Origin of the sequence: Pseudomonas sp. Pdm06 (genome assembly GCF_014851795.1) — a bacterium.
Lineage (GTDB): Bacteria > Pseudomonadota > Gammaproteobacteria > Pseudomonadales > Pseudomonadaceae > Aquipseudomonas > Aquipseudomonas fluorescens_AA.
In genome coordinates this window covers 102,758-121,782 of sequence record NZ_JACVAH010000007.1, presented here as the reverse complement: position 1 = coordinate 121,782, position 19,025 = coordinate 102,758, and the positions used below count along the sequence as shown (strand labels likewise).

Annotated in this window: 18 protein-coding genes; 8 read left to right on the top strand and 10 right to left on the bottom strand. The window is 59.5% G+C overall.

The genetic code is table 11. From position 1 onward, the window contains the following. Window position 1 precedes the first annotated feature (1 nt). Both IB266_RS13545 and IB266_RS13540 read right to left on the bottom strand, forming a co-directional pair. Entirely contained in the window at window positions 2-2,389 is a 2,388-nt protein-coding gene (locus IB266_RS13545; protein WP_192261505.1) for a hybrid sensor histidine kinase/response regulator, read from the bottom strand. Next, the gene (locus IB266_RS13540) at window positions 2,389-3,189 is read right to left on the bottom strand and encodes a helix-turn-helix domain-containing protein (RefSeq protein WP_192261504.1); all 801 of its coding nucleotides are present in this window, start codon (window positions 3,187-3,189) and stop codon (window positions 2,389-2,391) included. The genes IB266_RS13545 and IB266_RS13540 overlap by 1 nt, the downstream gene beginning before the upstream one ends. Before the next feature lie 400 nt (window positions 3,190-3,589). Here IB266_RS13540 and IB266_RS13535 point away from each other — a divergent pair, with 400 nt between their 5' ends. Continuing rightward, complete coding sequence (locus IB266_RS13535) at window positions 3,590-5,098, top strand: hypothetical protein (RefSeq protein ID WP_192261577.1); 1,509 nt, start codon at window positions 3,590-3,592, stop codon at window positions 5,096-5,098. 210 nt (window positions 5,099-5,308) lie between these two features. Here IB266_RS13535 and IB266_RS13530 read toward each other — a convergent pair whose 3' ends face one another. Continuing rightward, on the bottom strand, window positions 5,309-5,851 hold the full coding sequence (locus IB266_RS13530) for a DUF4256 domain-containing protein (protein ID WP_192261503.1): 543 nt from the start codon (window positions 5,849-5,851) through the stop codon (window positions 5,309-5,311). Between the two features lie 386 nt (window positions 5,852-6,237). Here IB266_RS13530 and IB266_RS13525 point away from each other — a divergent pair, with 386 nt between their 5' ends. From IB266_RS13525 to IB266_RS13510, 4 genes are all read left to right on the top strand, one after another. After that, window positions 6,238-6,720, top strand: coding sequence for a hypothetical protein (locus IB266_RS13525; RefSeq protein WP_192261502.1), 483 nt, complete (start codon window positions 6,238-6,240; stop codon window positions 6,718-6,720). A gap of 232 nt (window positions 6,721-6,952) precedes the next feature. Beyond that, complete coding sequence (locus IB266_RS13520) at window positions 6,953-7,915, top strand: hypothetical protein (protein ID WP_192261501.1); 963 nt, start codon at window positions 6,953-6,955, stop codon at window positions 7,913-7,915. A gap of 222 nt (window positions 7,916-8,137) precedes the next feature. Further along, complete coding sequence (locus IB266_RS13515; protein ID WP_192261500.1) at window positions 8,138-9,280, top strand: hypothetical protein; 1,143 nt, start codon at window positions 8,138-8,140, stop codon at window positions 9,278-9,280. Continuing rightward, a complete protein-coding gene (locus tag IB266_RS13510) occupies window positions 9,274-10,035 on the top strand; it encodes a hypothetical protein (RefSeq protein WP_192261499.1) in 762 nt (253 codons plus the stop codon). The genes IB266_RS13515 and IB266_RS13510 overlap by 7 nt, the downstream gene beginning before the upstream one ends. 90 nt (window positions 10,036-10,125) lie before the next feature. Here IB266_RS13510 and IB266_RS13505 read toward each other — a convergent pair whose 3' ends face one another. Further along, window positions 10,126-10,830, bottom strand: coding sequence for a hypothetical protein (locus tag IB266_RS13505; protein WP_092205557.1), 705 nt, complete (start codon window positions 10,828-10,830; stop codon window positions 10,126-10,128). Between the two features lie 151 nt (window positions 10,831-10,981). On the opposite strand from IB266_RS13505, the gene IB266_RS13500 reads away from it, so the two are divergent. Together IB266_RS13500 and IB266_RS13495 are read left to right on the top strand one after the other, a co-directional pair. After that, window positions 10,982-11,398, top strand: a complete 417-nt coding sequence (locus tag IB266_RS13500) for a VOC family protein (protein WP_072410941.1) — start codon at window positions 10,982-10,984, stop codon at window positions 11,396-11,398. Between the two features lie 182 nt (window positions 11,399-11,580). Beyond that, on the top strand, window positions 11,581-12,630 hold the full coding sequence (locus IB266_RS13495) for a hypothetical protein (protein ID WP_192261498.1): 1,050 nt from the start codon (window positions 11,581-11,583) through the stop codon (window positions 12,628-12,630). A 201-nt stretch (window positions 12,631-12,831) separates the two neighbouring features. Here the strand turns inward: IB266_RS13495 and IB266_RS13490 are convergent, their stop codons facing one another. Continuing rightward, window positions 12,832-13,545, bottom strand: a complete 714-nt coding sequence (locus IB266_RS13490) for a FadR/GntR family transcriptional regulator (protein WP_192261497.1) — start codon at window positions 13,543-13,545, stop codon at window positions 12,832-12,834. A gap of 97 nt (window positions 13,546-13,642) precedes the next feature. Between IB266_RS13490 and IB266_RS13485 the strand changes: the two genes are divergently transcribed. Beyond that, on the top strand, window positions 13,643-14,386 hold the full coding sequence (locus IB266_RS13485) for a FadR/GntR family transcriptional regulator (RefSeq protein WP_060739125.1): 744 nt from the start codon (window positions 13,643-13,645) through the stop codon (window positions 14,384-14,386). Window positions 14,387-14,577: 191 nt separating this feature from the next. Here the strand turns inward: IB266_RS13485 and IB266_RS13480 are convergent, their stop codons facing one another. The 5 genes from IB266_RS13480 to IB266_RS13460 all read right to left on the bottom strand — a co-directional run bounded on the left by IB266_RS13480 (window position 14,578) and on the right by IB266_RS13460 (window position 19,004). Continuing rightward, entirely contained in the window at window positions 14,578-15,300 is a 723-nt protein-coding gene (locus IB266_RS13480) for an oligogalacturonate-specific porin KdgM family protein (protein ID WP_192261496.1), read from the bottom strand. Between the two features lie 130 nt (window positions 15,301-15,430). Next, window positions 15,431-16,198 carry an ABC transporter ATP-binding protein gene (locus tag IB266_RS13475; protein ID WP_192261495.1) on the bottom strand — a complete coding sequence of 256 codons (768 nt, stop codon included), beginning with the start codon at window positions 16,196-16,198 and terminating at the stop codon, window positions 15,431-15,433. 10 nt (window positions 16,199-16,208) lie between these two features. Further along, a complete protein-coding gene (locus IB266_RS13470; RefSeq protein ID WP_192261494.1) occupies window positions 16,209-17,048 on the bottom strand; it encodes an ABC transporter ATP-binding protein in 840 nt (279 codons plus the stop codon). Window positions 17,049-17,058: 10 nt separating this feature from the next. Further along, window positions 17,059-17,967, bottom strand: a complete 909-nt coding sequence (locus IB266_RS13465) for an ABC transporter permease (protein WP_192261493.1) — start codon at window positions 17,965-17,967, stop codon at window positions 17,059-17,061. Continuing rightward, window positions 17,967-19,004, bottom strand: a complete 1,038-nt coding sequence (locus IB266_RS13460; RefSeq protein ID WP_025211956.1) for an ABC transporter permease — start codon at window positions 19,002-19,004, stop codon at window positions 17,967-17,969. Before IB266_RS13460 ends, IB266_RS13465 begins: the two co-directional genes overlap by 1 nt. Between the last annotated feature and the right edge of the window lie 21 nt (window positions 19,005-19,025).

The following is a 19,025-nucleotide window of genomic DNA, read 5'->3' as shown; positions in this document are numbered from 1 at the left end:
GCTAAAACTCCCGAGCCGTCGCGCGCCGCACCGTGTCCGGGCCAGCCAATGCCTTGACCCACGCCAGCAATTCGCGGCTGTCGGCGGGCTTGAGCAGGACCGCGTCGAAGGCCAGGTCCGCTGGATAATCCTGCGGCCTGCGCGGCGGCACCGCCGAATAGAGCATCACCGGCAGATGGCGCCAGCGTTCGCGCACTTGGCGCAGCAGTTCCCAGCCGTCCATGCCGGGCATCATCTGGTCGCTGATCAGCAGGTCGATTGGCTGCTGCGCCAGGCAGGCCAAGGCGTCTTCGCCGTTCGCCGCCATGCTCACGTCAAAACCGTAGCCGGCCAGCAAGTCGTAGAGCCATTCGCTGTTCTGCTCGACGTCGTCCACCAGCAGAACGTGTTTGCCCTGGCCGTCGAGCGGCGTGGCGTTGTTGTCGACGAGGCCGTTCTCCAGGTCGTGTTCTTGGGCGCAGTTCAGTTGCAGGCGAAAGCTGAAGTGGCTGCCCTGCCCGGTGGCTTGGGGTTCGAGGCGGCTGTCCATGCGTTCCAGCAGTTGCGTGACGATGGACAGGCCCAGCCCGCTGCCTTCGTAGCGCTGGGCATTGCGACCGCGGCGGAACGGTTGCAGCAGTTGTTCGAACTCTTGCGGGTCGATGCCGATGCCGGTGTCGGTCACGCTGAAACGCAGCTCCACGGTGTCGACGGTGGCCCCTGGAGCCGCGCTCACTTCGAAGCGGATCCGGCCGTTGCGGGTGAATTTCGCCGCGTTCGCCAGAAGGTTCATGAGCACCTGCCGAAGGCGTTTGAAGTCGGCTTCCACCAGTGGCGGCAGGTCATCCGCCAGCACAGCTTCGAAGGTGTTGCCCTGGCGTGCGGCGAGAAAGCCCGCTTCGTCTGCGACCTCTTTGAGGAAGCCGTAGAGGTAGCCCGGCGCGAGGGTCAGTTGCATCTGCTCCAGCTCGCCACGGGAGAACTCGAGCATCTCGTCGATCAGCTCCAGTTGCTGGCGGGCATTGCGCTCGATCGTGGCTTGATAGTCGCGGTTCGGTCCGGCGTGCAGCAGACGCGCATAGTCGATGATGCGCACCAGCGGCGAGCGCAAGTCGTGGCTGATCCGCGCCATCAACGCGCTGCGGGCCGCCAGGGAGTCGCGCAACTGCGACGTGCGCAGGGCCACGGTGCTTTCCAGGCGTTCGTGCTCGGCCTGGCGTTGTTGTTCGAGGGTGGCCAGGGCGTTTTTTTCGCGGTTGCGGCTGCGGGCCACTTCCATGATCAACGTGCACACCAGCAACGCCACGCCCGGGAGGGTGGACGATAAGCTGTATTTGCTCTGGGGCGACTGCCAGGGCAATTGTTCCTGGGGGAAAAGCATCCGCATCAGCAATTGCGCAAGCAAGAGCCCCGACACCAGCCAGGCCAGCCAGCTGTAGCTCAGTCGTCTGCGCCAGGCCATGAACAGCGTGACGAGCAGCACCCCGTAGAAACTCAGGAGGGATATCTGGACGATCTGCGCGCCCTGGACCGGATCGACTTTCAACCACCAGAGTCGCCCGAGCACACACCCCGACAGCGGCAGCCAATAGCTCCAGCCAATGACTTTGGGCAGGACGGACACTTGCAACAGCACACGGAAATAGGCGAGGAACAGGACGAACGAGATGGCGCTGGCGCAGGTCAGCAACTCCCGGGTCCAGCCCAGCGCGGAGGGCCAGTAGATCAGGTAGCCGTTGAGGATGCAGGTCAGCAGGATGTAGCTCAGGACCGCGCCCGCATTCACGCTCAGCAACCGGGAGCGCAGGATCCAGCCGACGATGAAGCCGAATGGCACGACCAGCAGGACAATGCCGAGGGTGAGTCCGTCGCTCAGGTAGGTCTGTTGCTGACTGCGCAGCAGCGCCGGCTCGGACCACAGCTCCGGCTCCAGCAACATTTGGAAGTTGCTGGTCACGCGGACGAACACCGTGACGCGCTCCCCCGCCGCCAACGACACCGGGAACGCCGGCTGACGTGCCGCCGGCTGGGGCCATTCGGCCAAGGGATAGGCGGCTCCGGCGTGGGCGTCATGTCCCGACTGGTAGACACGGATGTCTTCCAGGCGTGGTGCCCCGATCACCAGCAGGCGCGAACACGACACAGCGCTTGAGTTGGTGAGCTGCACTGTCAACCAGAAGGCGGAGCGGCTATAGCCTTGGGTCGGCCAGCCTGGGGTAGCGGCGTTGAAACGCGTTTCGGGCAGTCGGGCGACCTCTTCCAGGCTCAAGCTGGCTTGGGTGTCTTCAAAAATCTGTATCGCGGGCATCAGGTCCAGGTGGTCCACCCGGCAGATATCCACAGGCGCGGCGTGCAGCAAGCCTGTGGATAACAACGCTGTCGCCAGCAATAACAACTGTAGGAGGCGCATCAGGCACGCCCGGCCGACTCGGTTTCGGTGATGCCCAGGGCTTGCTGGCGAAACTGGCTGGGCGTCATGCCGATTCGCTGGCGGAAGGCCGTGGTGAAATTGCAGGCGTTGCGAAAACCCACCAATTCGGCAACGTCCTGCACGCTCATGGTGCTTTCGGAGAGCAAATCCTGGCCGCGCCGCAATCGGGCGTCGCGAATGTAGGCGAACACAGTCAGCCCCAGGTGCTCGCGAAAGATCCGCGAGAGGCGCTTCTCGTGAGTGCCGACTTTTTGCGCCAACTGGACCAGGGAAGGCATGTCATCGAGGTGTTTTTCGATCAATCGCATCGCGGCGCGCAGGACGATCTCATCGCCCTCTGGCTCCGGGTCGGCCGGGCTGGCTTGAGCGGTGGGCGGCGCGCGCCAGGTCAATTGCAGGTGGATCTTGATACGCGCCAGCACTTCCTCCGGCGCGCAGGATTTGGGGATGTAATCCACCCCGCCGACGGTCAGCCCTTCCAGACGTTCGATGGAGCTGTTGGCCGACGACAGGAACAGAATCGGCGTGTGCCGGGTCGCCGGTGCCTCGCGCAACAGCCTGCATAGACTGAAACCGTTCATGTGCGGCATGTGCACGTCCAGCACAATCAGGTCCGGGCGCAAGGCCAGGGCCCGCTGATAACCCTGGTGGGCATCGCTGGCCAGGGAAATGCGCCAGGGTTGCGCCTTGAGCAGGACAAGCGTTGCGCGAATATCCTCCGGGACGTCGTCGATCAGCAGGATATGCGGCTCGGACCACGCCGCCGAGCTTGCCTCCATAGCCGTCCGCCTTTCGTATCGTCCGTCGTCCATTCGCTACGTTCTCTTATCGTGCGTTTGCCAATTAATTGCCGGAAAGCAACGGTATTGCAAAGCCAATCGATGGATCGGTAAAAATCGTTATACCGATAGCGGCAGCTCTGGCGAAGACTTGAAGGTGCCGAGAATACCTGTGGGAGCGAGCTTGCTCGCGATAGCGGTATACCAGCCGCCATCGATGTGCCTGACCTGACCCTATCGCGAGCAAGCTCGCTCCCACAGTGGACTGTGCCCATCGATTTGGGGCTGCTGCGCAGCCCAGCGGGAGCAAGCTCCCTCGCCACAGGTTTATTGGATTGCTCAAGGTCGGCGGTGTGCGGCTAAGATGGCGCGCAGAGAAACCACAAGGAAGACAGGCGTGATGCAATCGCAATTCGATCCGTTGGTTCATATCGATTGGAAAACACCGGGCAGCGACTTGCTCGGGCTGTTGCAGCATTACTATCCCGACATCGGTGTGTTTGCCGGCCCGGGGTTCGAGGCGCTGTTGGATGAGCTGTCCAACGAGATGCCCGAGGTCTGTTTCGAGGCGCTGGTGCCGCTGTTGGCGGGTCAAGGTTATGACTTGTGGAACCTGGACGCCGGTGGCGATGATTATCGGCCGGTGATTGTTCCGGTCGATCAGCGCGAGGCCTTTGCCCGGCACTGGCAGGGCCAGCGCGGCGAGCCGAGGTTCACGGCGAGTTTGATCGAGCCGCCCAAGCCTGCCGCCGTCGAGCGAAAACCGGCCAAACCCAAGCGCAGCAAGGTGAAGTGGCTGCAGGAAGTCCATGACTATCCCGGCGCCACCTATGTGCATGAATACAACTACCGCAACGGTTGGGCCGCCATCACCGAGCAGGACGAAGACCAGTGGTTGTGTTTTCTGATCGATTACAACCAATGGCCGCCCGCCGAGCAGGACATGCTCGAACACCGGGCCGATGGCGTGGACGGCGCGGACCTTCAACTCATCGATGCCGATGCCCGGCGCAGCCTGTGGAAACGTCGGGTCATACGCGGCGATTACAGTGCGGACGAGCGCTACCAATACGAAACTCGTCAAGGCGATGCGATCGCGGCGTTCGGGCCTGTCGGGGTGCAGTGGCCGGAGTTTGAACAGCCCTGCGTGGTGGTGGGCTCGGAGATATTCGAACGTCAGCGCATCTACGAACCCGAGCATTTGACGCGGATCTGGCGGATCACGGCAGACAGCAGCGAGGTGATTTTCGAGTACGCGGATGAACTGACGATCCTGCCCATCGGCCCTCGCCGTTTGCTGTTCATGCAACACAACGGGGCGAAGTGCTGGGTCTGGAATCAAGACCCTCCGCACCAAGCCATCGTCGCCCGAGCAATGCCTGCCGAGGGCTATAAACTCAGGGCGTCAACGGCTTACCTGGGGGGTGACGAGATCCTGCTGTTCAGCGAAGGCGCGCGGCAGAACCTTGAGCATTCGGGTTATCAGGAAACGGTGTTGTTGGCGTGGCGCTTCAACTTCGTGACCGGCGCTACGACGAAGGCGCTGTTGGACGGTTTCGGCAGTGAACTGCGCCAGGACACACGTTTGCTCGTCACCCAGCCTAAGCAGGTCATTACGTTGCGCACCTTTCATGGGCAGCTTCATGTTGCCCGGGGGCATGGGAATTGGTGGGTGTGGAATTACCGCGCCAATACGTTCGGGTCGCAGACGCTGGCGTGGTTCTGGAATCAGGACAGTAACGAGGTGGTGAAGCTGTCGACCAAGGACATCCCGCGGATCAAGCCAGATGTTCGTTATGTACCGGCGCAGGATCGCTACCTGGCGTTCGAGACGGCGTTTGTCGCGCGGCTGCCGGAATTCAGCGAGATGGTTGAGGCCAAAGGGTGTGAGGGATTGGTTTTCGAGTGACGGATCTCTGCAGCCTTCAGAAAAACACAGCGGTTCTTCAAACGTACGCATTCATCGTGGCGAGGGAGCTTGCTCACGCTCGACTGCGCAGCAGGCGTAAAACCTGCTGACGCCGTTTTTCTGATGCGCCGTGGTGGAGGCCTTGGGGCTGCTGCGCAGCCCAGCGGGAGCAAGCTCCCTCGCCACGGGGTTAGCGGTGATGTTGAGGGCTCAAACCCGCAGCAACCCGCGAAACCCTCGCGCCGCGTAATACGACTGCACGCCATTGTGGTAGATGAACACCCGGCCATACCGATAATCGCCAAAAATCGCTCCATCGAGCGAGCGAAGCTCTGGAGGGGTTGCCAGCCAGCTGGACGTCTTGGCGTCGAACTCACCGAGGGTTTGCAGGGCTCGGTATTGGTCTTCCGTCAGTAGGGCGATGCCCATCTTTTCGGCCATTTCGATGGCACTGCCTTTGGGCTTGTTCTCCTTACGCGCTTCCAGCGCCGCGCGGTCGTAGCAAAGGCTCCGGCGCCCGCTCGGACTTTCTTTGGCGCAATCGCAGAAAATGACGAGGCCCGTCTCTTTGTCTTGGCCAATCACGTCTGGCTCACCGCCGGTGGCTTCCATGGCCTGGAGGGACTCCAGGGCATTGGGGTTGTTTTCGAGCCGGCTCTGGACGTCGGCCCAAGGGATGTCTGGGTGACGGTTGAGGTTTTGTTCGAAGCGGGTTTTCAGGGTTTGGATGAGGTGTTCTTGTTCTTTTTTCATGGCGTTGGCCCGCCGAACAGATCGCTCTGCCCTTTCCATCGAATCATAGAGTGTGCTTGGAGGACGTTAAACATGGGGGTGTTCCGAGAGGGCGATAATAGTGCCCATAAAAATAGACAAGCGCCAAGCCGGTCGCCATTTTTCAGCGCTGCGCCTTCGAGTCGAGCGACTCATGACAATTCTTGTGGGCGGTACTACGCTGTCATCGATGGACCGCCGCCGTTTCAGGAGATCACTCATGGGACAGAGTGTTGAAGAGGTCAAGACAGAGCTTGAACTACTGTTTTCCGACAAGTTTGCCGCCAGCCCCTATTTCAATACTTATTGCCAGATCGGCGGGTATTTATCGTCAGTCGATAACTGCCCGCGCCAGTTAAAGCAACTCAATGATGGGCACCTTGGCTGGCGTGAGACAAAACCGGTTTGGAGCCTCGCTGGATAGCCCCCAGACATTGCCGTTAGCCAAACTTGCCAAAGAGCTGTTCAGCAAACTGCTGAGTGATGTCCTGGGCCGCTGGGAGCACGACAACGGATTTGATGTCGATCATGCATGGGGGCTGGGCGCTCGCCGACCGGCGGACATTCTGATCGGCAATCCGAAATCTCTGTTCAACACGCAACTGGAGAGCGGTCGCCCCTTCAAAGACATGCGCGATCGATTCACCAAGCGAAAACGCAACGACCCTGATTCCGCCTACATGTTGAAAAAAGCTCCCGACGACAGCCGACTCAAAGAGGTGGTCCAAGCCTTCGCCAATCAAAAGGACGCGTTGGACGCGGCGAAAATGATGGCGCTGATCGATGGGTTGTTCATCCGACGCGGAACCTTTCGCATCGGTGTGGATTGGCAGAAATGGCCGGGCAAGTAGTCGGCCAAGTACGCGAGATAGGCGACACCGTGTCGGGTTAATTGCTTGTCCAGATACAGGCCGGACAGATAGCATTGAGCCATCAATCATAAGGAAGTCCGAACGTGCCTGGATCGCCCATCCCCCCCATACAACTCACTGAAGCTTTAACAGCGCCTTCTCCCTCCCTACTTAAAGAAGTAAAGCGCCTGACCTCGCAGGACACGCCTTTCGTTAAAACGCAGGTAAGCCCATGAGCACTCCTGACGCTGGCGCCATCGGGCAGCTATCCACATTTTTCATCATCGTTTTATCCTGCCTTTTCCTCCTGATCATCACCAAGGCCTTGAGCAGGGCCAATCAAAAAACCAATCCGGACTCCCAACTGTTCATTTACGGCGTCATCTTCATATCCTTCGTCATTATTATTTCGGCAGTGTTGATTTGGGGCCGCAAAGATCTTCCCGCCTGGCTTCAAGGTATTGGCAGTATTTACGCAATCATCGTGGCGATACTGGTCTCCCGCCACGAAGGGAGAAACGCTCTGGAAAGAAGCCGGCGAGAACGCGCTGAAGATCACAGACGTGAAGCCCAACAGGTCCACGAAGAGAAGATAGAAACGACCAGGGCCATCTATCAAATGGTGCTTCGCGCATTCATGAGCTTTAGCTACGTGCGCGAAAACGCTTATGACCGAAGCCTGATCGGCAAAGACATTGGTCCGCGTAACGGGGAGCCGGACATGAAAGTCAAAGCTGGCAAACAGTGGCGCACGTTGGGTTTCAAGGCCTCCGACATTCGCATACAGCTTCGACAACTTGAGGCCTTTCTAGAGCAGTTGGAAAAAATCTCTCCCTTCGATCACAGGGATGCGGTTCTGGCCCTGTTGACCTCCGAGTTCTGTGCCTCGGTTAAAGTATTCTTGGCCGACTTGAAAACGGGGTGGAATATCACGAGCCAGCAACCGGTGCCCCAAGGCAATTCGACGATCAAGTATCCGCCCTGCACAAAAAACGCTACCTACACAGAAACCGAAAAACTCATTGGCCTCACGGAGTATCTCGCCCATGGGATTTTTCACATGTACATGGACGAGCCGGAATGTAATCGTATCGAAGAGGTTTTTCTGAGTTGGACAGAAAGGGCAGACAAGATTTTTTCAAGCGGTCAACCTCAGAAACCATCCAGCACAGTTGCTCCCACAGAGAATGAGTAATAGATACAGACTTTGCGAACGCCCGAGATCAAAACGATGGGAGCTTGCTCGCGATGACGGTGTATCAGCCAGCAAATAGCTGAATGTGAAGCCGTTATCGCGAGCAAGCTCGCTCCCTGTTCGACGAGCTACGCGCGTCAATACCCACGGCCTACACCACGAATTTTGCACGCTATCACAGTCTCTGATACCGTGCTTAAATCGTGATACGGAAGAAAGACCATGACTGTTATCCGCCAAGACCAAGACCTCCCGGAAAGACCTGATCTGATCGAGCTCAAAGTCTACGTAGAAAGCGTGCTTGGCCTGAAGCTGCGGCTGAAACCGTGGGAAAACGTCAAGATCCTTCCCTATGCGTTGCGTGACCGATACGAATTTTTCATCACGACTATCTTCAACGCCCAATGCCTTATCTTGAAGGAACGTCCGCAGCGCGAAGCCAGCGTTGCGGATGTCGCCAAGCATATTCAAGCCATCCACAACTTCCAGGCATACAACAAGTTGCCCGAGACAGGCGACCTGATGATTTTCGTCACCGACACGCTCCCCAGTTATGACCGCAAGCGACTGGTGGAGAAAGGCGTCCAGTTCATCGTGCCAGGCAATCAACTTTTTCTTCCGGCCTTTGGCATGGATTTGCGTGAGTACTACCGCCAGCGCCTGGAAAAACCCCAGGTACTGAGTCCCGCCACCCAAGCCATGCTGATTCAGTACCTGATCAAAGGATGGCGTCACCCACTATCGGTCACTCGCGCGGCCTTCGAGCAGTCCGTCTCCTACGCAAAAATGACCGTCACCCGGGCGATCAAGGAACTGACCGACTTGGATATTGTTAAGCCTGGAAAGGAACAGGGCGAAGCCGCGATCCTCTTTCATTTGTCACCCAAGGAAACCTGGGAAAGGGCGAAAGAGACCATGCGCACGCCGGTCAAAAAAACACTTTGGCTGAACGCAATTCCGGAGGCGTTTGATACGCCAATGTTGCTGGCAGGAGAAACGGCCCTCGCAGAAATGAGCCTTCTCGCCAGCCCTAAAGTGCTTTGCTTTGCAATGACGGCAGCGCAGTTCGATCAGATTCGAGCGCGAGCACAGTCTGAAATGAATGCGACCTACGGGGACACGTTCGGCGCTTGGGCCTCAACTTCAAAAACGGCCCAGTCGAAACTCGAGACCACGGCGCCCTATCTTGAGGTGCCGCAAAACCATGCGGCGTGCTGCATTCAGTTTTGGAGTTATGAACCACCCCGCAGCAACATCACCCATGGAACGGTAGATCCCTTTTCTCTCTATCTGAGCCTCAAGGATGACCATGATGAACGCATACAAATGTGTCTGGATGAAATGATGGAGAACGTGAAATGGTAGTGGGCGTCGACCGGTTTCGAGAGTATTTCAAGGACTTCCAGGGCAGTTACGTTCTGATCGGCGGGGTCGCCGCCTCGATTGCCATGGAAGAACTCGGTGAAGAATTTCGACCGACCAAGGACCTGGATATCGTGCTGGTCGTCGAGGCCCTTGATCGTGAGTTCGTCGGGCAGTTCTGGAAGTTCATCAAGGACGGCGGCTATGCAATTCGGCAGAATGGAGACAGCGATGGAGACTCCCCTGTTTTCTATCGTTTCCAGAATCCTGAAGACAAGTCCTTTCCCGTTCAGGTCGAGCTGTTTTCCCGTGTCCCGGACGGCCTGGAACACGAAGAAGCAGCGCGAATGACCAAGATTCCTGTGGAAGAGCAAGCCGCCAGCCTGTCTGCGATCATTCTTGATGATGAGTACTACGCCTTTCTCCTGGCCGGCGTGGATCACACTCAGGAAATCAGCCACATCGGAGCCGATCGGCTCGTCCCCCTCAAAGCCCATGCCTGGCTCAACAAGAAGGCGCTGCTTGAACAAGGCATTGCCGTGGACAGTCGCGATATCAAAAAGCACTTCAGGGATGTGATCGTACTGGCTGTCGGTCTTACTGAAGGAATGGCCCAGCTACCTGAACGATTGGCGCTCGATTTGAAGGCGTTTCTTAGTCAAGTACCCGCTGAGCTCGCGTCAAACCCTCAAGCTTACAAAGGTGTGAACGGCGACCGTTTGATCAGGACCATTCAAGAAGCCTTCAGTCTCGACTGAATCAGGTTTTCTACACGCTATCAGCCGACTTGATAGCGTGTAGAAATATTGTTTTAACGTCTGACTGGAGGCCTCAGCACGGCATTGGAACTACCGCTGCGCCTCCCCCTGTGGATAAACATCACTGACATTCAACGACAACTGCGCCGCCACTTCATAGCCATCGGCCTTGCTGAAGTTCAACTGAAACTCCTGATAGGCCGGCCCGGCCAGCCAGCGGTTGACTTGCAGGTCCTGGTACTTGGAGCTCTCCCCGGGCGTGAGCTGCCCGAACAGCGGAAAGCCCGCATCGGAAAAAATCCGGTCTGCCTCGAACCAGTCCATCTCCTTATCAAACTTCACACTTGAGCCCACCGCCGCCCACGCCTCTGGCGTGACTTTCTGGCCAATGTCCAGGAAGACTACTTTGCTTTCTTTCGCGGCGATCAGGAAAGGCAAGGCGATCGGTGTTCCCGTGGAATCGAGGAGCTTGGATTTCATACCGGCATACTCCCCGCCGCCATTTTCCCTGCGCTCCCAGATGCGCCAGTCGATGACACTTTCCGGGTTGAAACTGTTGTTGGTGAGGATGATTTTGTAGCGCTGCTTGAAGAGCACGGACGGGAAATCGGCGAAGGGTTTGTAGAACGACACGGTGCTGTGTTCAGCGCCGACCCGGATGATGATCGGGGTTCTACGGCTGGCGACGCTGTCCTGGTATTGCTGGTAGCTGAAATAGGCAGAGGCGATGGAGACGATCAAGGCCAGTGTTGCAATGGCATCCGTCCGGGTGAGGGTCTTGAACCATTTCATCATGAGGTGGCGTGTCCGGGCATGGGTGGTGGCTAAAATGGTGTCATCACGAGCAAGCTCGTTCCCACAGGGGATTGTTGTTGCGATGCCATTCCAGCATGAATGGCTAAGGTGAAGTAACCCTGGCGTCCATCACTGAGCACATGAGGCCTGTATGAAGAACTTCACGATTCAACGCATCGACCACATCGTCCTGCGCGTAAAGGACCTCGAGCGCAGCCTCGCTTTCTACACATCGGTGCTCGGTTGCGAGCTGAAGAAGCGCCGGGACGATCTAGGCATGCTTCATCTGGGCACCGGTGTTTCGATGATTGACCTGGTTGCCGTGGACGGCCCCCTCGGGCGCCAAGGTGGGCCGGCAGCGGGAAAGCAGGGGCACAACGTCGATCACCTGTGCCTGCGGATCGAGCCGTTTGATGAACCAGCCCTCCTCGCGCATTTGGCTTCGGCGGGCCTGACCGTTGAGAAGGCGCAGATGCGCTATGGCGCGGAGGGCAAGGGCTGGTCGATCTACTGCTTCGACCCGGACGGCAACCAGATCGAGTTGAAGGGGCCGGCACTGGAACCCTGAGCTTCAACTGGCAGGCAATCCCTTGTGCGGGCTTGCTCGCGAAAGCGGTCTATCTGGATCGGTGATGTTGACTGTGCCGGCGTCATCGCGAGCAAGCTCGCTCCCACAGGAGGTCGGTGGTGGACGCAATAGTGGCACTTCAGTAGCATTCACCCACTTTATCGATCCTTCAAGGATGCCTCATGCTTGCCCTGCCTCGCTGCCCTGCCCCGTTGTTAGCATTGTCCGCGTTATTCGTATTGCTCGGCGGTTGCAGCGTCAACGGCAGTTACCCCGACGCCACCGAACCGGACGCCGCCAAGTTGCGGTTCGTCGCCAATACCAGCAACGCCACGCTGGATTACTTCGATGCAGCCCATTGCGACGGGCAAACCACGGGCATTCTCAACAATCTGCTGCTGAGCGATACCGCGCGGCGGGTGGGAATGAGCGTTCCGGCGCCCAAGGATGCCAAGGGCTATCTGGAGGTCAAGTTCAAGCCCGGTGAGCAGATTTACCTGCGCACCAACATGAACAGCGGTTATGCCGTGTGCGGCAAGGGCTTCAACTTTACCCCCGAGGCCAATGCCGAATACGAGGTGACCTTCAAGTCCGAGAAAAATCTCTGCCTGACTCAGTTGCAACGCCTGCAACGGGTCGACGGCAAGGACGTGCGCACACCGATCCCGATCCTGAAAAAAGATTTTCCCGCCTGCGCCGGTCGCAACGCGCTGTTTCCCAAAACCTACCCGGACACGCCCCATCGCCTGGAGCTGATGAACCGGGTCATCGAGAAAAGCCTGGTCGTCACCGTGAAAACCGATCCGGCCAAGGAAAAAGTCGAGACTTATTCGCCAGAGAAACTCGACACTTTGATCAGCGAACGCAAGGCCAAGCTCGGCTTCGCTCTGCCGCCTGACTACTGGACGCTGTACCGGGACAACCTGAAGACATTTGGCGATGACATGGCGCAGAACAAGGCGCGCTCGCTGGAACGCTTCAAGGACGAATACCAGACGCGCCTGCGGCAGGTGAAGGATGAGCAATTGGAACAATGGGCGCTGCCCAAAACCGCCAATGCCAAGCCGGAGAAAGCCGAGATCGATCTGGACATCGCGATGATGGTGGAGTACTTCCGGATCGGGAATGGGATAACGGTCGAAGCGGTAGGTCATCACCTGGAAAGGATGGCGCAGATGGATGAGCGTTACGGGGTATGTGCAAAGTTTGCGGAGTGCTGGAAGCGCAACTAGCAGCCATGGGCTGTAGCGCCGTCATCGCGAGCAAGCTCGCTCCCACAGGGGGGCGGTGGTGGATAAAGCATTTGCACACACCCGAGATCAAAAACTGTGGGAGCGAGCTTGCTCGCGATGGCGGTGTGTCAGCCACATCAATGTTGACTGATCCGCCGCTATCGCGAGCAAGCTCGCTTCCACCATGTTCTGCGGTGGAGGTTATTGCGCCGTCAACTCCACCACACCCCGAACCCGCTGCTGCATATTGATCAAATGCAACCGCATCGACGCCCGCGCCGCTTGCGCATCATGCCGCGCCAACGCCGCGTAGATCTGCTCCCGCTCACGCACCACCAACGCCCGATTTTCAGCCGTCACCGCCGGTCCGGCCTGTTGCACCACGGCGATCAACGTATTGCCCACATGGGCCATGGCGTCGATGAAAAAGCTGTTGCCGGTGCACTGGGCGATCTGCAGATGAAATTCGAAATCGACCCGGGCGCTTTCGTCAGCCGTTGAGTCAAAAGCATTCGCCGCGTCGAGCGCTTCACGCATCGCCTGCAACTGTTCCGGCGTGGCCCGTTGCGCGGCGATGCCGGCGGCTTCCACTTCCAGGCTCAGGCGCAGTTCGATCACGGCCAGCGCGTCGTAGGCGCCGCCCTTGACGTGTTTGCTGCCCTGGAAATCCCCCGGGCGGGCGGTGTCCACCACGAAGGTGCCGATGCCGTGACGGGTTTCCACCAACCCTTCGGCCTGGAGCCGCGACATGGCTTCGCGGACCACCGTCCGGCTGACGCCGCGTTCCTTGATGATGACTTGTTCGGTGGGTAACTTGCTGCCCGCAGGCAGTTCGCCGGCCAGTATCTGCTGCGTCAGGTCGACCACCAGTTGTTGAGTCATGCTCAGGCGTCGATCGGGTGTGACACGGTCCATTGCACCTATCCATTAAAGCCAGACGATCGCGGCATTATAGCCGCGACCTTGCGCTAAAACTCACTATAATGCCCGCTGATCACCCAAGAGCAAGCCGATGACGGATCAAGCGTTATCTCCACTGAACAAGCCACGCCGCCTCGCCGAAACACTGGTCGACCGCTTTGCCCAACGCATGCGCGACGGCACCCTCAAGTGTGGCGAAAAGCTTCCCACCGAAGTGCATATCATGGAGGCCGAAGGGGTCAGTCGTTCAGTGGTGCGCGAAGCACTGTCGCGCTTGCAGGCGGCGGGGCTGGTGGAGACGCGCCATGGCGTCGGCACCTTTGTCCTCGACATGCCGGCGCCGGAGGGCTTCACCTTGGGGCCGGCGACGATTGCCACGTTGTCGGATGTACTCAACCTGCTGGAGTTTCGCCTGAGCCTGGAAGTCCAGGCTGCGGGCATGGCCGCGCAACGCGCAACCCCCGAAGCCCTGGCCGAACTGGCCCAGGCGCTGGAGGCGTTGCTGCAAGGGCCGGAAAAGTCCGGTACCACCATCAATGCCGATTTCCAGTTCCATCTGAAAATCGCCAAGGCCGCCGGCAATTACTACCTGATCGATATCATGAAACACCTGGGCACGAAGCTGATCCCCCGTACCCGCATGAACTCCGCCTATTCCGGGCAAAGTGACCGCAGTGCTTATCTGCAGGGGATCAACGCCGAACACCAGCAGATCTTCGACGCCATCGCCAGCGGCAATGTCGATGCGGCACGGGCGGCCATGTACCTGCATTTGAGCAACAGCCGCATGCGCCTGTGTGAAACGCAACAGCGCCAGGCGTTCTACAACGAGTAAGCCCTGCCCCCTCTGGCAATGCTGTTCACTTAAGGTTTGCTTGACTCACTGTGGCGAGGGAGCTTGCTCCCGCTTGAGTGCGAAGCGCTCACAAAAATGGGCCTGCTGCGCAGTCCAGCGGGAGCAAGCTCCCTCGCCACGGATCCCCCCTTGAATGAGCACTGCTGTCTGTGAGCGCTTGCTCTCACAACTTAGAAAAAGTTGTATTGAATACCGACCCGCAGACGCAGTTGGCGATCACTGTCGACGGAGTTGACCTTGATATCACCCACTTCAAAGAACGGCGCCCAGCGCTTGTCCCACTTGTACTTGACCACGGCATTCTGCTCATAGTCGTCGGTGCCGCCGTTATAACGGATGTAGTTGGCATCGAAGTACGTCAGTTGATATTCATACGCCCACGGCCCCTGGTTCGCGTAGTTGATGTACACGTCGTAGCGATGGATCTTCTGGTCGTCCTGGCCGTTGTCCGGCACGTCATGGTCGACCTTGTCACGGTCGAGCTTGGAGGAATCGTAGCGGTAGCGTCCGGCGATGCTCAGCTCCTTGGTGATCTTGTAGCCCAGGCGCATGCCCATCTTGTAGGTGGTGGATTCTTCGTCGCTTTCCATGGCGAACGAAGGCGTGAGCGTCCAGCGATCATTGAGCTTGTGCTGGTAGTTGACGGTGAATTCATGGCCGCTGCCGACGGTGTTGTCGAAGGCAACGTCTTCGCGATCACCGGCGGTCTTGTATTTGAGTTCCCCTTCCAGCCCCACGCCGTTGTCCAGCCGCATGCCAAACTTGGCGCGGTCGGCGTGCATGCGGGTTTGTTCCGCATACTGGTGGCGTACGTTGATATAGCCGGTATCGGCCATGGCAACGACTGAAGTGAACAAGGAAGCGAGGGACAGCGCGACGAGTGTCTTTTTCATGTTTTTTATTCTTGTTAGTTGAGTTATTAGTTGGGTTGAACGCCAAATCACAGGCGAGCGCGTGCGCGGCATTGAAACCTGCGGTTCAACGTCTTCTGCGGGTTAAAACACGTGCAACGAACGAGTTACCTCAAACAGCGATAGGTATTCGCTGTATGTCCCGACTGGCTTGCACCAGCAAACGGGTGTACGCATGGGTGGCGCCATCGCTCGCCAGCAGATGACTGTCGAGCGTCTCCACCACCCGGCCCTGCTGCATCACCGCCAGCCGATCACACAAATGCGCCACCACCGCCAGATCGTGGGTGACCATCAGGTAGGTCAACCCTTCCTGGCGACGCAAGTCGGCCAGCAGGTTGAGGATTTCCGCCTGCACCGAGACATCCAGCGCCGAGGTCGGCTCGTCCAGCAACAGCACCCGGGGCCGCAGGATCAGCGCCCGGGCAATCGCCACCCGTTGGCGCTGCCCTCCGGACAACTGGTGCGGATAACGGAAGCGAAAGCTGTCGTTCAAGCCGACCTTGCGCAGGATCTCGCTGACCTTCTGCCCACGCCCATCGATGCCATGGATGCGCAGCGGTTCCTGCAACGCGGCGTCGATGGTGTAGCGCGGATGCAACGAGGCATACGGGTCCTGGAACACCATCTGCACCGTGCGGTAGTGGTTCAGCGGCAGGTTGCGCGTCACGGCCTGGCCGGCGACCCGCAGTTCTCCGCTCCAATGCTGGTACTGCCCGGCCAGGCAGCGCAGCACGGTGGTCTTGCCCGAACCGGACTCCCCCACCAGGCCGAATGCCTCGCCTTCGCCCACGCTCAAATCGACGTCGTGCAGTACCGCGTTCAATGCCGCGCCGGTGCCGAAACTGAGGTTCAGGCCGGCGATTTCAATCATGCTCATGACAGGCTCCTCAAGCGTTCAACCAGAGTGGGTCGCGCTGCAGCACTGGCAGCGTGGCACGCGGATGGTCCAGGCTCGGCAACGCGGCCAACAGGCCTTGGGTGTAGGGATGGGTGGCGTGATCCAGGTCGGCGGCGGCAATCGACTCGACCACGCGACCGGCGTACATCACCAGCACGCGGTCACAAAAACTCCGCACCAGGTTCAGGTCGTGACTGATGAAGATCAGCCCCAGGTCACGCTCGCTGACCAACTCCTCCAGCACATTGAGCACTTGTCGGCGCACCGACACGTCCAGCGCCGAAGTGGGTTCGTCGGCGATGATCACCTGGGGATCGGTGATCACCATCATGGCGATCATGATCCGCTGGCCCATGCCGCCCGAGACCTCGTGGGGGTAGAGGTCGTAGACCCGCAGGGGATCGCGAATGTGCACCTTGGCGAGCATGTCCAGGGCTCGTTCGCGGGCTTCGCGATGGGGCACCTTGTGATGGGCCAGGTACGCCTCGGCGATTTGTTCGCCGACCCGCACCACCGGGTTCAGCGAGTATTTCGGGTCTTGCATGATCATCGACATGCGCGCGCCACGAATCGCCTGGATCTGCTTTTCGCTGGCGGCCAACAGGTCGATATCGGCGAAGCGCAAGGTCTTGGCGGTGACCCGCGCCGTCGGCGGATGCAGGCGTAGAAGACTGCGGCCAACGGTGGATTTACCCGAGCCGGACTCACCGACGATGGCGAGCTTTTCTCGCCCCAACGTGAACGACACATCACGCACCGCCAGCGAGGTTTTGCCGGCATTGCGGAACTCCACACACAAGTCCTGCACTGCAAGTTTTATCTCAGTCATGGGCTGTTCCTCAGGATTGGCTGCGTGGGTCGAGGACGTCGCGCAAGCCGTCACCCAACAGATTGAAGGCCAGGCTGACCAGCATGATCGCCGCACCCGGCGCCGCCACCAGCCACCAGCTTTCGAGCATGTAGCGCCGCCCGGTGGAGATCATCGCGCCCCACTCCGGCAGCGGTGCCTGGGCGCCAAGACCGAGAAAGCCCAGGGCGGCAGCGGTGAGGATGATGCTCGCCATGTTCATGGTCAGGCGGATGATCACCGACGACAGGCACATCGGGATGATGTGGCGCAGGATGATGCGGGTGCTCGACGCGCCCTGAAGCTGCACCGCGACGACGAAGTCCGCGTTGCGCAGCGGCAGTGTTTCGGCGCGGGCGAGCCGGGCAATCGGCGGCCAGGCCGTGAGTGCGATGGCGATTACCGCATGCTCCAATCCCGGGCCGAGAGCGGCGATGAACGCCAGCGCCAGGACCAGGCTGGGGAACGAGATGAAGATGTCGGTGATGCGCATGAACAGGCTGTCGACCCAACCGCCGAAGTAGCCGGAAACCGTACCGACCAACAGGCCGATGGGGCCGACGATCACGGTCACGAGCAAGACGATGTACAAGGTGATGCGAGAGCCATACACCAGTCGGGCGAAGACATCGCGACCGTATTCGTCGGTGCCGAACCAGTGCACGCCGCTGGGTGCCTGTAAGGCCCCGGCGAGGTTCTGCAACAGCGGATCGTGGCCGGCGATCCACGGGGCGAAGACCGCGACCAGCATCAGGGTCGCGACGACGATCAGGCCGGCGAAGGTCATCGGGTTGCGCAGCAAAAATCGCAGCAGGCGCACGGTGCTGGCGACCAGCGCTGCCGTACTCGAAGCGGGCAGCGCGGCACTGCCGGCTGCGCTGGAAGCAAGGGGCAGGTTCATTAGCGAGTCCTCGGGTCGAAGATCTTGTACAGCGCATCGCTGATCAGGTTCAGCGTTACGAAGATGAGGCCGATCAGCAGTACGCAGGCCATCACCGCGTTCATGTCACCGAGCAGCAAACTGCTGGTCAGGTACTGGCCGAAGCCCGGCCAGGCGAACACGGTTTCGATCAACACCGCCCCTTCCAGCAGGCCGCCATAAGCCAGGGCGACGATGGTCAACAGCTGCACGCGGATGTTGCCGAAGGCATGCCCCCAGACGATGCGGCGCTGGGACAAGCCCTTGACCCGGGCGGTGATGATGTACTCCTGGGACAGTTGCTCAAGCATGAAGCTGCGAGTCATGCGGCTGATGTAGGCGACCGAGTTGAAGCTGAGGATCACCGCCGGCAACAGGATGTGCCGCAGGGCGCTGCGAAAGGCCTCCCAGTCGCCGGACCAGGCGGTATCGATCAACAACAATCCTGTGTGTTTCGGGATCAGCCCGTCATAGGCCAGGCCGATCCGCCCGACGCCGCCAGCCCAACCCAACCAGGCGTAGAACACCAGGAAGGCCATCATGCCGATCCAGAAAATCGGCGTGGAGTAACCGAACAGCGTGATCAGCCGCGCGACATGGTCACCGGCACGACCCTGGTGGGTCGCCGCGTAGACGCCCAGCGGCAAGCCCGCCAGCACGCCGAACAGGATGGCCAGGGTCGCCAGTTCCAACGTCGCCGGGAAGACCCGGGCGATGTCGGTGATGACCGGGTTGCCGGTCAGCAAGGCCATGCCGAAGTCACCGTGCAGCAGGTCGCCGAGGTAGATCGCGAACTGGGTCCACAACGGCTTGTCCAGGCCCAGCTCTTTGTACACCTGGGCGTAGGCCGAGGCGTCGGCGTCCGGGCCGACGATGGCCAGCACCGGATCCAGGGGCATCACTCGCCCGATGAAAAAGGTCAGCAGCAGCAACCCCAGCAGCGTCACCGCCACCGAGCCGCCGCGCCGGGTCGCCGAAGCGGCCCGGGTGGTCCAGATTGAAAAGGATGCAGTCGACATGTTCATTCCTGCCTTGGCCCT

Coding starts and splice junctions, on each gene's coding strand:
- IB266_RS13505 (WP_092205557.1), bottom strand. CDS start 10,830: ATGATGAAATGGTTCAAGACCCTCACCCGGACGGATGCCATTGCAACA.
- IB266_RS13515 (WP_192261500.1), top strand. CDS start 8,138: ATGACTGTTATCCGCCAAGACCAAGACCTCCCGGAAAGACCTGATCTG.
- IB266_RS13460 (WP_025211956.1), bottom strand. CDS start 19,004: ATGTCGACTGCATCCTTTTCAATCTGGACCACCCGGGCCGCTTCGGCG.
- IB266_RS13490 (WP_192261497.1), bottom strand. CDS start 13,545: ATGGACCGTGTCACACCCGATCGACGCCTGAGCATGACTCAACAACTG.
- IB266_RS13465 (WP_192261493.1), bottom strand. CDS start 17,967: ATGAACCTGCCCCTTGCTTCCAGCGCAGCCGGCAGTGCCGCGCTGCCC.
- IB266_RS13545 (WP_192261505.1), bottom strand. CDS start 2,389: ATGCGCCTCCTACAGTTGTTATTGCTGGCGACAGCGTTGTTATCCACA.
- IB266_RS13480 (WP_192261496.1), bottom strand. CDS start 15,300: ATGAAAAAGACACTCGTCGCGCTGTCCCTCGCTTCCTTGTTCACTTCA.
- IB266_RS13535 (WP_192261577.1), top strand. CDS start 3,590: ATGCAATCGCAATTCGATCCGTTGGTTCATATCGATTGGAAAACACCG.
- IB266_RS13525 (WP_192261502.1), top strand. CDS start 6,238: ATGATGGGCACCTTGGCTGGCGTGAGACAAAACCGGTTTGGAGCCTCG.
- IB266_RS13520 (WP_192261501.1), top strand. CDS start 6,953: ATGAGCACTCCTGACGCTGGCGCCATCGGGCAGCTATCCACATTTTTC.
- IB266_RS13495 (WP_192261498.1), top strand. CDS start 11,581: ATGCTTGCCCTGCCTCGCTGCCCTGCCCCGTTGTTAGCATTGTCCGCG.
- IB266_RS13500 (WP_072410941.1), top strand. CDS start 10,982: ATGAAGAACTTCACGATTCAACGCATCGACCACATCGTCCTGCGCGTA.
- IB266_RS13475 (WP_192261495.1), bottom strand. CDS start 16,198: ATGAGCATGATTGAAATCGCCGGCCTGAACCTCAGTTTCGGCACCGGC.
- IB266_RS13485 (WP_060739125.1), top strand. CDS start 13,643: ATGACGGATCAAGCGTTATCTCCACTGAACAAGCCACGCCGCCTCGCC.
- IB266_RS13540 (WP_192261504.1), bottom strand. CDS start 3,189: ATGGAGGCAAGCTCGGCGGCGTGGTCCGAGCCGCATATCCTGCTGATC.
- IB266_RS13530 (WP_192261503.1), bottom strand. CDS start 5,851: ATGAAAAAAGAACAAGAACACCTCATCCAAACCCTGAAAACCCGCTTC.
- IB266_RS13510 (WP_192261499.1), top strand. CDS start 9,274: ATGGTAGTGGGCGTCGACCGGTTTCGAGAGTATTTCAAGGACTTCCAG.
- IB266_RS13470 (WP_192261494.1), bottom strand. CDS start 17,048: ATGACTGAGATAAAACTTGCAGTGCAGGACTTGTGTGTGGAGTTCCGC.